This is a genomic window from Protofrankia sp. Cr2 (assembly GCF_963555885.1).
Taxonomy (GTDB): Bacteria; Actinomycetota; Actinomycetes; order Frankiales; family Frankiaceae; genus Protofrankia.
In genome coordinates this window covers 30,280-41,042 of the sequence record NZ_CAUVXG010000002.1, presented here as the reverse complement: position 1 = coordinate 41,042, position 10,763 = coordinate 30,280, and the positions used below count along the sequence as shown (strand labels likewise).

The window sequence follows — 10,763 nt, the reverse complement described above, 5'->3', positions numbered from 1 at the left end:
CGTCACTGTGTCGTGCCGCGAAGTCGGGTTGGGTTCTGTCATTCCCGCCAGACGCAGCAGCAGGTCCTTCACCTCGGTGGCGCGGTAACGTTCCCGTGCGGCCGTCGGGTCGGAGCACAGCAGCACCGGCCCGTTGTGTGGGTCGTCGGGCAGTCGGCCGTGACTGCCCCGGATCATGGACGGGACGAGCGGAATCACCGCCATGGTGTAGCGCAGGCCGACCGCCTTGCGGGCGAGCGCGAGCGCGATGCGCGCCTTGGCCCACGGGTCGGCGGGATTGAGGAACAGTTCGGCGGGGTCGTATCCGGGCTTGCGGTGGATCTCGACGCAGCGGGCGAAGTCAGGGGCGCGGTCGTCGTCGAGCCAGTAGTAGTAGGTGAACCAGTGGTCGGGTTCGGCGATCGCCACCAGCTCGCCCGCGCGTTCGTGGTCGATACCGAACGTCGCCTGGGCGCCGCGGTCAAGAACGGCGTCCACCCCGGGCAGCATGGCAATCATGGCTTGCACGCGCGCCACGTCGGCGGGATCCGCCACATAGACGTGGGCGACCTGGTGGTCGGCCACGGCGAACGCCTTCGACGTCCACGGGTCGAGGTACTCCATGCCGGCCTGTACGTACACGCGTAACAGACCCTCGCGGCGGAGCATCCGGTTGATGTCGATTGTCCCGTGCACGTTGGTGATCCCGTATTCGCTGAGTGCGACGACGGTGGTGCCCATGGCGCGGGCCTGTGCAAGCAGCGGCGCCAGCGCCGTGTCGACATCGCGGGCCGCGGTCACGGCCTGGGGTGAGTCCGGCCCGTAGCGTTGCAGATCGTAGTCGAGGTGCGGGATGTAGACGAACGTGAGATCCGGCCGGCTCCGGTCCAGGATTCGTCCGGCCGCGTCAATGATCCACTGCGAGGAGGGTAGGCCCGCTCCCGGGCCCCAGTACTTGAACAGCGGAAAAGGACCAAAGTGATCGGTCAGTTCGTCGTGCAGTTCGGGGGGGACGGTGTAGCAGTCCGGTGATTTGCGACCATCCATGTGATAGATGGGACGGGGCGTGACGGTGATGTCGACGTCCGCGCCCATCGCGTACCACCAGCAGACATTCGCGACCCGATAGTCACCGTTCTGCCGCCGGGCGGCATGCCAGATCTTCTCGCCCGCGACCAGACCGTTGTGCTGGCGCCACAGCAGTATCTCGCCGAGATCCCGGAAGTACCAGCCGTTCCCGACCACACCGTGGTCTCGTGGTGGCAGTCCGGTGAGCATGGATGACTGCACCGAGCAGGTGACCGCGGGAAACACCGGGTCCAGCGTGGCCGTGAAACCCTCGGCGCCGAGCGCGCGCAGATGCGGCATGTGCGGGAGAAGCGCCGGGGTCAGGCCGACGACATCCAGGACGAGCACGGCGGTCGGGGCGGTCGGGGACGCGCTCATGATGACACCTCCACCAGCCCGTGGCGGGCCAACGCTCCCCGGGTCCAGTCCAGTTCGGCTGCGATCCCGGCGGCAAGGGACTTCTCATCGGTCGGGCGGTCCCGTTCGGGTAGGACGCTCCAGGTGTAGGTCTCCACCTCGACATGGTCGGTGACTGCCTGCCGTCCAGCGAACATGTTGGCGAGAACATCGTCCAGGACGTCCCGGGTGCTGCCAACCGGCCCTGCCGGGGTGGCGTGCAGCGGGATGTGGAAGTGGACACGCCAGGGCCCGTGCGCGGGCAGCGCGCGCTCCCCGTAAAGCGCGTCGGGTAGATCGTCGCGGGCATGCAGGCCGTGCTCGGACCCGCTGTCGGACCCAACGTCGGACCCGCTGTCGGACCCGGTGGCCGGCCCGGTCTCGGCCAGTTCGCGGGTCTGGTGCAGGAACCGCGGCTCGACGAACCCCCCGAGGATGTCGCGGGCGCCCGGCGCGGCTGGATCAGGAGCATGCAACGCGCAGGACGCCTGGAGCTTGACCACCGCCAGACCGGCCGCGGCGAGTGTGCCCAGGGCTGCCTGCGGATCCTCGAAGCCGACCGCCAGATGACAGGCGTCCAGGCAGATCCCGAGCCTGGACGTGTCGAAGGTGTCGATGCCGGCGAGGTGGCGCACGGCGTCATCGGTGCTCTCCACCACGCAGCCGGGCTCCGGCTCGAATCCGACCCGAACTGTGCGCCCGGTCCGGTGCTCCAGGTCGGCGAGGTCGTCGGCGAGCGTGGCGAGTTGGCGGGCGGCCTCATCCCGGCGGCTGGCATCCCACCAGCTCCGCCAGCCCAGGGGAAGGGTGGAGATGCTTCCGCGGGCCGCGTCGTCGGGCATCAGCCCGGTGAGCAGGCGCGCCAACACGGTGGTGTAGACGAGTCGTTCCGGCTGGGACCAGTCCGGTGTGTAGACGGCGTGCTTGACCACCGGAGCGTGGAAGTGCCGGTAGGGAAAGCCGTTGAGGGTCACGACCTCCAGACCGCGGGCGACCAGCTCGGCTCGCAGTCGGGCCAGGTCGGCGGGGTTGGTGTCCAGCGCCGTGGCGACATCGTGGGCAAGCCACAGCCCGAGCCCGAGCCGGTCGACGCCGAGCTGTTCGCGGATCGGCTCGGCGTATCTGACCAGTTGGTCCCGAACACCGGCAAGATCCTCGGCGGGATGGACGTTCGTGCAGTACGCCAGGTGGACGACAGTGCCGTCGCGGTGTCGAAAGCGCATGGTGACGGCCCCTCACCCACGCCGTGCGGACGTGACATCGCGGCGCCGGGCTGACCCGTGGCGCCGGGCTGATCCGCATGATCGTGCAATGGGTCGGGTCATCGGACACCGCGCAGCACCGAATTGCCCGCGAACAGGGCGTCCGCGGCAGGGGCCGGCGCCGCCGTGTCGCTGTCGCTGTCGCTGTTGGCTGTGCCCGAGGCATCGAGGCCGTCGATTTCCAGGCGTCCGCTCTGGCCGTAGAACGTGACCGGGTTGCGCCACAGAAGAGTCTCGACGTCATCGGCGTCGAACCCCGCGGCAAGCATCGCCTCGCCGGTGGCCCGGGTGCGCAACGGGTCACTGCGTCCCCAGTCGGCGGCCGAGTTCACCAGCATCTGTTCGGTTCCGTACTCGGTCAGGATGCGGACCATCCGGTCGGGGTCCATCTTGGTATCCGGGTAGATCGAGAAGCCCATCCAGCAGCCGGTGCCGGCAACCAGCCCGACCGTGACCTCATTGAGATGATCGAGTACGACCCGTTCCGGCGCGATGCCCGATGCGCCGATGATTTCAAGGCTTCGTAAGGTTCCAGCTGCTTTGTCGCGGTGTGGGGTGTGTACCAGCACGGGTAGGTCGTGTTCGACAGCGAGCGCGAGCTGGGTGGCGAAGGCACGCTCCTCGTCGGAGGTCATCGAGTCGAATCCGATCTCGCCGACCGCTACCACTCGGTCCTTCACCAGGTAGCGGGGAAGGAGATCAAGAACCGGCTTACAGCGGGGATCGTTGGCTTCCTTGGGGTTCAGCGCGATCGTGCAATGATGCGCGATCCCGAACTGGGCGGCCCGAAACGGTTCCCAGCCGAGCAGCCCGTCGAAGTAGTCGACAAAACTGCCGATGGACGTGCGGGGTTGCCCGAGCCAGAACGCCGGCTCCACCAGGGCGCGGACTCCCGCCGCGTACATCGCCTCATAGTCGTCAGTGGTTCGACTCGTCATGTGGATGTGGGGGTCGAAAATACGCATGCGCTGCCTTCCGACGGACGACATCGATCAGGGCGAGATCGGTCAGGGCGACATCGGTCAGGGTTGAAAGCTCTCCACCACATCCAGCACGTCGGGCGGCACATCCCGGCCGGCGGCGATGCGTTCGTCTGCGAAGGCGACGAGCATCCGGACGAGTTCCTCGTCCGCCCGCCGGGTCAGGTCCGCGACCTCGACAAGGCGGACGCCGAGGAATACACACTTGAGTACCGCCTGACGCCACGAGGCGTCGTCGAGGTGCCGGGCCGCGTACGGGCCGAGTGCCGCGGCCACCAGCGTGGCGTCGTTCGTGCGTAGGGCGTCCCGAACGATCGCGACGGTGTCCGGGCCGACGTCCAGCAGCGGCAGTGCCCGCAGCACTGCGCGGCGCTCGGCGGCGTCGCCGCGTTCGTACAACCTCGCGACTGTGCCGACGAGTGTGTCGCCGGTTATCGGCAGCACCGTGAGCAGCAGTACTCGGGCTGCCTCGTCGACGGTCCAGCCGCGCAGCCCCGGGCCGGGGGCCGGGCTGGTGGACGCGAGCAGCGGGCCGTGGCCGCAGTGCCGACGCACCGCCGGGAAGAGCTGGTCAATCGCGTCGGCGGAGCCGCCGACGGCGTTGACCGCGTTGGTCAGCCACGCATGCCCGGCATCGGTGAGCCTGGCCGCGAGCGTCGAGGCAAGTTCGTCGACGGACAGCCCCCCGTCGACGGTCGCCCGTTCGCCAGCTGCTCGGTCGTCGGTTGCTCGGTTGCCAGTTGTCATGGGATGTCACCTCCCGAGCTCACCGCGGATGGATTGTTTCGGGCGTACCGGTGGCCCCGGCGCGCACGCCTGCCGTAGGAAGGCCAGGGAACGCCGGGCCACCAGCGGCGCGGCATGGCTGTGCCGGGGCAGCTCGACCGATACGAGCCCGCTGTAGCCGATTTTGGTCAGGGCAGCCAGGACCGGGGGGAAATCGATCTCACCCGAGCCGAATTCCAGGTGCTCGTGGACACCTCGGCGCATGTCCTCGATCTGCACGTTGACCACCCGGTCCGCGGACCCCAGGACGCACTCGGGCACAGGCGCGGACTCCAGGCAACGACAGTGGCCGATGTCGAGGGTGAGGCCGAAGGCAGCAGGTGCGCCGAGGGCGTTTCGCAGGCGCTCATAGCCGGCGAGATCCTCGATCATCATCCCCGGTTCGGGCTCGAATCCGAGCTGGACTCCTGCCTGCTCGGCCGCCGCGACCACGTTGGCGCAGCCGTCAACCAGCAGGTCCCAGGCGAGGGCGCGGGGGACCCCGGCCGGTACCGTCCCACTCCAGAACGACACCGCTTCGGCGCCGAGATCCGCTCCGACACCGACCGCCCGCCGCAGCAGGTCCAGTCGCCGTTCCCGGCCGTCGGGAGATGTGAGGGTGGGGCTGTGCTTGTGCCAGGGGTCGAGCAGGTACCGGGCGCCCGTTTCGATCACGACGGCGAGATCGGCCGCGGCAAGCCGGGCACCGACGCGCCGTACCCGTCGGGCGAGGTCGGCGTCGAACGGGTCGAGATGCTGATGATCAAGCGTGAGTGCAACCCCGTCGAAGCCCATGCCGGCCAGCACGGCGATGACATCTTCGATGCGGTGGTCGGCAAAGCCGTTGGTGCCGTAGCCGAAGCGCAGCTGCCCGTTGCGGCCGGCGCGGGCGTCCATCGGCTCGACATGACCGTTCGGGTGGGTCATGTCGGTGATACCCGTCTGGCCAGGGCCCGGGCTACCGGGAAGAGCAGGGCCAGCGCACCGGCCGCCCGGAGCCTGCCGCAGCAGGCTGTGATCGCAGCCTGGAGTGGAACCAGCCCGAGGATCCCCGCGCCGACCGCCTGCTGGACGTGGCGCGCGCCCGGGTCGCGTACGACAGCGGCCTGAGCCGCGCCGAAGGTCCCGGCGTAGGCACCCAGCAGGCCCAGGCCGGCGATCTGGTGGCGCCGGGTACCCCGACGGCGGGTGACGGCCGAGGTTGCCAGGATGACCAGCGTGGTCGCGCCGAGGGTGATCTTCGGTAGCGTCTTGCCGCTGCCCTGCACCTCCCGTCGACTCAACTCGGTGACCACGTAGGTGTGGCCGGCGACGACGAGCGCTGCGGGCAGGCAACGGCGGCTTTGGTGCGGACCTGCACCGAGCATGACGTCGAGGGCTCGGGCGGTAGCCATCGCGGCGGGACCGAGCGGGGTGGACTTGAGGGCAAGATCGTAGACCCACACCGTGGCGGCCAGGGGAACCGCGACGATGAGCGCCGGGGGTCCACCGGCCACGCCTGCGATACCGATCCCGGCTGCGGTCAGGCCGGTGGCCAGCGCGAAAGCCGTTCGCGGGGTCACGCGGCCCGACGGGATCGGCCGGTGCGGCCGTTCCACGGCGTCGACATCGCGGTCCGCCATGTCGTTCAGTGCCATTCCGCCCCAGTACAGGCAGATGGAGGCAGCGGCGAGACCCACGCTCGCCGGATCCAACGGCCGGCCCGCGATCGCTGCGCCGGCGACGGTGTCCCCGGGTACGGTCAGCGCGGCGGGCGCCCGCACCAGCTCGACCAGGGCCGCCAGATGCGCAACCGCGGTCATCGGTGCGGTCCCAGTGACCTCACCCAGGAGCGGAGCGTCTCGTACTGCATGACCAGCCGGTGCTCGTCGGTACCAACCGGATCCTTGAAAAAGAACGCGAGCTGACCCTGGGGGCCGACATGCCCCGTCTCGTGGGCGCGGCCGAGAAGACGGACGAGGTCCAGCACCAGCGGCGCGGCCAGCGTTGAGTCACAGCCCTGCCAGGTGAACTGGAGCGTCATCCGGACACCGAGAAAACCTTCGAACAGGATGTGGTCCCAGGCGGTCTTCCACTCGCCGAGCTCCGGTGTGTTGTCGATGTGGACGATTCCCTCGACCGGATGTCCGAGAATGGATTCGAGGGCACGTGACTTCGATCTGGTCTTGCTGTGCGCTCGGGCTGGTTCGGCCAGCGTGGCGCCGTCCCCGCCGCCCAGCAGATTCGTTCCGCTCCACGAGCGCACGGGTAACGCGCGGTGCGCGAACATCGGTGCGAGCGCGGACTTGACCAGAGTTTCCCCGGTTTTGCCGTCGTTCCCGGCGTAGGGGACGGCGCAGGTGCGGGAAAGTTCGTCGAGGGCTGGCAGCCCAGCGCCTACGGACGGCGTGAAGTTGATGTAGGAGCAGCCCGCGGTGAATGCCGCATAGGCGTAGAGGGAACTCGTCGGAACGACCGGTCCAGCCGACGACATCGCCTCCTGAAGGTGAGTCAGCGATGCATGGGCTGCTGATTCCGGGGGCGTCGGCTCGGTGGACGAGACATTGACGACGACCACGCGTGCCAGCCGGTGTCGTTGTCGGAACGAAACCAGATCGGCCACCAGCTCCGCAGCCGCCTCGGCCTGAGTCTGGCCGGACGGAAGGTCCGTGACCCCAACCTTGATCTCTTTGTCGGCCGCAACCAGTTCGTCCGTGACATGGTCGAGGAGATGCGCGGGCACGACGCCGGCTAAAGCGAGCTGTTCGGCGCGTTTTACCAGTGGGACGGTAGTGACGTCGTGGCCGCCGAACACCAGGTCGTCAAAGCGGGGGAGACCCGCTTCGCGGAAGTCCGAAAGCTCTGTGACGCACCCGACTGGGGGGGTTAAACCGGCACGCACAGCAGCCATGCCAACCATGGTGGTGGTGGCGACGGAACCCCGTGCGCCGATCATCCAAACACCGAGGCGGATGTTTCCAGAAACCATAACGATCATCCTCTGCGGGATCTCGTCGAGTCGTTTGCCGGAGCTGGTAGGTGGGTATCGGTTGTATCGCATGACAGGAAAGAACGACTCAAGTCGGCGGGTCGTCACATCGTCGGATTCACGTGCCGGGGCAACCGGAATTCTTGATTGAATACAACGGCATCCGGGTGATCGCCGGATGTCGACCCTGGACGGCATGGCGAATTGAGAACGCGAAAGTCATGCTTCGGATTGACGTTCTCGGTCGGAAGAGCGTGATGATTTTTTGTGTGCACCGAATATTAGATTAAAGCAGCCGTGCCAAGTGTTAAATTCGGGTTAAATCTAGATATCAAACCAATAAAACGTGGGTAGCCTTAAAGGTGCCTGACGTAACAATGCTGCGCGCGAGCCTGCTGACCTGCTGACCTGCAGGCCAAGAGGTCAGCAGGTCAGCCGCGAGTAGGCGGTCAGGCCGCGGGTTGCACGGAGTGCGCCAGCCTGACCGCGAGAGGTCGACGACCGTACCGGTGTCGGGGTGTGCCGGCTCCGCGCCAGGCAGTTTCCGCGCCAGGCAGTTTCCGCGCCAGGCAGTCTCAGCGCCAGGCAGTCTCGGAGACGGGGGAGCGGCCGATGAGCGGGCGCCACCACGACTCGTTGTCGCGGTACCAGGCCACGGTCTCCTTCATCCCGTCGGCGAAGCCGATCTCGGGCGCCCAGCCGAGCTCGGCCCGTAGCTTGGACGAGTCGAGCAGGTAGCGTCGGTCGTGCGACGGCCGGTCCGGCACGATCGTCTTCAGCGACGCAGGCAGGCCCAGTTCGCCGAGGATGGTGTCGGCGATGGTCTCGATGTCAGCCTCCACCCCGCTGCCGACGTGGTAGGTCTCGCCGACCCGGCCCTGCTGGAGAACCACGTCGATCGCGGCGCAGTGGTCGGCGACATGCAGCCATTCCCGCCGGTTGCGCACGGATGCGTACAGCGGCAGATTCTCCCCCTGCAGCGCCCGGGTGACGAACAGCGGGATGACCTTCTCCGGAAACTGGTATGGCCCGTAGTTGTTCGAGCAGTTCGTGATGGTCACGGGCAGGTCGTAGGTCAGGCCATAGGCCCGCACCGCGTGGTCGCCGCCGGCCTTGGCCGCGTTGTAGGGCGTGCGGGGCAGGTAGGGGGAGTCCTCGGTGAAGGCGCCCGGGTCGTCGAGGGCCATGTCGCCGTAGACCTCGCACGTCGAGATCTGGTGAAAGCGCGCCACGCCGACCGTGCGGGCGGCCTCCAGCAGCGTCTGCGTACCGATGACGTTGGTGGCGAAGAACTCACCCGGGCGGATGATCGCCAGGCTGTTGTGCGACTCGGCTGCGAAGTTGACCACGATGTCGACGTGATGTTCACGCAGCAGCGATTCGACCAGCTCGCGGTCCCGGATGTCGCCGTGGACGAAGGTGATCGCGTCCAGCACGTCGGTGAGGTTCTCCCGGCAGCCCGCGTAGGTCAGCGCGTCCAACGCCACCAGACGGTCGCCGGCATGCCGCTCACGCCAGTAACGGACGAAGTTCGATCCGATGAACCCGGCGGCTCCGGTCACCAGCAGCGTCGACATGGTGTGAACGTCCCCCTTGGAATGAAGTCGAGATCGGCGGTCCCGGACCGCCCGGGGCACGCGCCACCTGGAATCCGGCGCAGCCCTGCGCCACCCTCTCATGACCCGGTGGCGCCGATCACCGGGGCACACCGGCGCGGGCGCGGGTAGTCCGTACTCTGTGAGTATGGGTTCGGTGGTGACGTTCGCAGCGTCCAGGTCCGTCGCCCTGAGAGTTCCCGGCGTTGACGTTCACGGCTTCGTGAGGGGCCGTGACGCGGGCCGTGCCGTCCTGCTGCCGCGTTTGCTGACGTCTTCCCGGAAGGCCACGTGCACATATGATCATCGCGTCCGATCTGGAGCTGCGGGCCGGCGCCCGCACACTCATCGAGGCGGTGTCGTTCCGCATCCAGCCGGGTGACCGGATCGGCCTCGTCGGACGCAACGGCGCGGGCAAGACGACGCTGCTCAAGACCCTGGCTTGCGAGACGCTGCCGTTCGCCGGAAAGATCGACGTCCGTGGTGACCTCGGTTATCTCCCGCAGGACCCACGGGCCGGTGACCCGGCCGACACCGCTCGTGATCGCGTGCTGTCCGCCCGCGGCCTCGACGTGCTCGTGCGCGAGATGGAGAAGCTCCAGCTGGCAATGGCGGAGCTGGTCGACGACGCTGCACGGGACGTGGCGATCCGGCGCTACGGTCGCCTCGAGGAGCGTTTCGGCACCCTCGGCGGGTACGCGGCCGAGGCCGAGGCGGCCCGGATCTGCTCCGCGCTGGGCCTTGCCGACAGGGTGCTGGGCCAGCAGCTTGAGACGCTGTCCGGTGGCCAGCGCCGTCGGGTCGAACTGGCCCGCATCCTGTTCGCCGGCGCCGGTGACAACGACGCCACCCTGCTGCTCGACGAGCCCACCAACCACCTCGACGCCGACTCGATCGTCTGGCTGCGTGAGTTCCTGCGCTCCCACGACAGCGGGCTGGTCGTGGTCAGCCACGACGTCGACCTGCTCGACCGCTGCGTGAACAAGGTCTTCTATCTCGACGCCACCCGTGCCGCTCTCGACGTCTACAACGTCAACTGGAAGACCTACCTGGCTCAGCGGGATCTCGACGAGCGCCGCCGCCGCCGGGAGCGGGCCAACGCCGAAAAGAAGATCGACGCGCTGAAGGCCCAGGCCGACAAGATGCGGGCGAAGGCCACCAAGGCCCGTGCGGCCCACCAGATGGACCGCCGGGCCGACCGGCTCGCCGCGGGTCTCGCCGACGTACGGGTCGCCGACCGGGTCGCCAAGCTCCGGTTCCCCGATCCGGCGCCGTGCGGTCGGACCCCGCTGACCGCCACCGGCCTGTCGAAGTCCTACGGATCCCTGGAGGTCTTCGCCGGCGTCGACCTGGCCATCGACCGCGGCGCGCGGGTCGTGATTCTCGGCCTCAACGGTGCCGGCAAGACGACCATGTTGCGGATGCTCGCGGGCGTCGAGCCCCCGGACACCGGCGAGGTCCACCATGGTCACGGGCTGCGGCTGGGATACTACGCCCAGGAGCATGAGACTCTGGACACCGACCAGTCGGTGTTGGACAACATGCGCGCCGCCGCGCCGGGCACCTCCGACGTCGAGCTGCGCCGCATCCTGGGTGCCTTCCTGTTCAGCGGGGACACCGTCGCCCAGCCGGCGGGCACGCTCTCGGGCGGGGAGAAAACCAGGCTCGCACTGGCCGGGCTCGTGTGCAGCGCCGCGAACGTGTTGCTGCTGGACGAGCCCACCAACAACCTCGACCCGGCGTCACGTGG

General features: G+C 68.2%; 9 protein-coding genes. 1 reads left to right on the top strand and 8 read right to left on the bottom strand.

The window, feature by feature from the left end; translation table 11 throughout:
• From U9978_RS01760 to rfbB, 8 genes are all read right to left on the bottom strand, one after another.
• The coding region (locus U9978_RS01760) for an alkaline phosphatase family protein (protein ID WP_322759254.1) at positions 1-1,425 on the bottom strand (1,425 nt) is incomplete at its 3' end.
• Positions 1,422-2,666, bottom strand: a complete 1,245-nt coding sequence (gene eboE / locus U9978_RS01755; RefSeq protein WP_322759253.1) for a metabolite traffic protein EboE — start codon at positions 2,664-2,666, stop codon at positions 1,422-1,424. The genes U9978_RS01760 and eboE, both read right to left, overlap by 4 nt.
• A gap of 98 nt (positions 2,667-2,764) precedes the next feature.
• On the bottom strand, positions 2,765-3,670 hold the full coding sequence (locus U9978_RS01750; protein WP_322759252.1) for a TatD family hydrolase: 906 nt from the start codon (positions 3,668-3,670) through the stop codon (positions 2,765-2,767).
• A 57-nt stretch (positions 3,671-3,727) separates the two neighbouring features.
• Positions 3,728-4,432, bottom strand: coding sequence for an EboA domain-containing protein (locus tag U9978_RS01745; RefSeq protein WP_322759251.1), 705 nt, complete (start codon positions 4,430-4,432; stop codon positions 3,728-3,730).
• A 6-nt stretch (positions 4,433-4,438) separates the two neighbouring features.
• Positions 4,439-5,347, bottom strand: a complete 909-nt coding sequence (locus tag U9978_RS01740) for a sugar phosphate isomerase/epimerase family protein (protein ID WP_416210824.1) — start codon at positions 5,345-5,347, stop codon at positions 4,439-4,441.
• Between the two features lie 26 nt (positions 5,348-5,373).
• Positions 5,374-6,252, bottom strand: a complete 879-nt coding sequence (locus U9978_RS01735; protein WP_322759249.1) for an SCO3242 family prenyltransferase — start codon at positions 6,250-6,252, stop codon at positions 5,374-5,376.
• A complete protein-coding gene (locus U9978_RS01730; RefSeq protein WP_322759248.1) occupies positions 6,249-7,418 on the bottom strand; it encodes an inositol-3-phosphate synthase in 1,170 nt (389 codons plus the stop codon). The genes U9978_RS01735 and U9978_RS01730 overlap by 4 nt, the downstream gene beginning before the upstream one ends.
• A gap of 575 nt (positions 7,419-7,993) precedes the next feature.
• Positions 7,994-8,995: a dTDP-glucose 4,6-dehydratase gene (gene rfbB, locus U9978_RS01725; RefSeq protein WP_322759247.1), complete on the bottom strand. Its 1,002-nt coding sequence runs from the start codon at positions 8,993-8,995 to the stop codon at positions 7,994-7,996.
• A gap of 317 nt (positions 8,996-9,312) precedes the next feature.
• Here rfbB and U9978_RS01720 point away from each other — a divergent pair.
• Positions 9,313-10,763: ABC-F family ATP-binding cassette domain-containing protein (locus U9978_RS01720; protein WP_322759246.1), on the top strand; the 1,451-nt coding region annotated here is incomplete at its 3' end.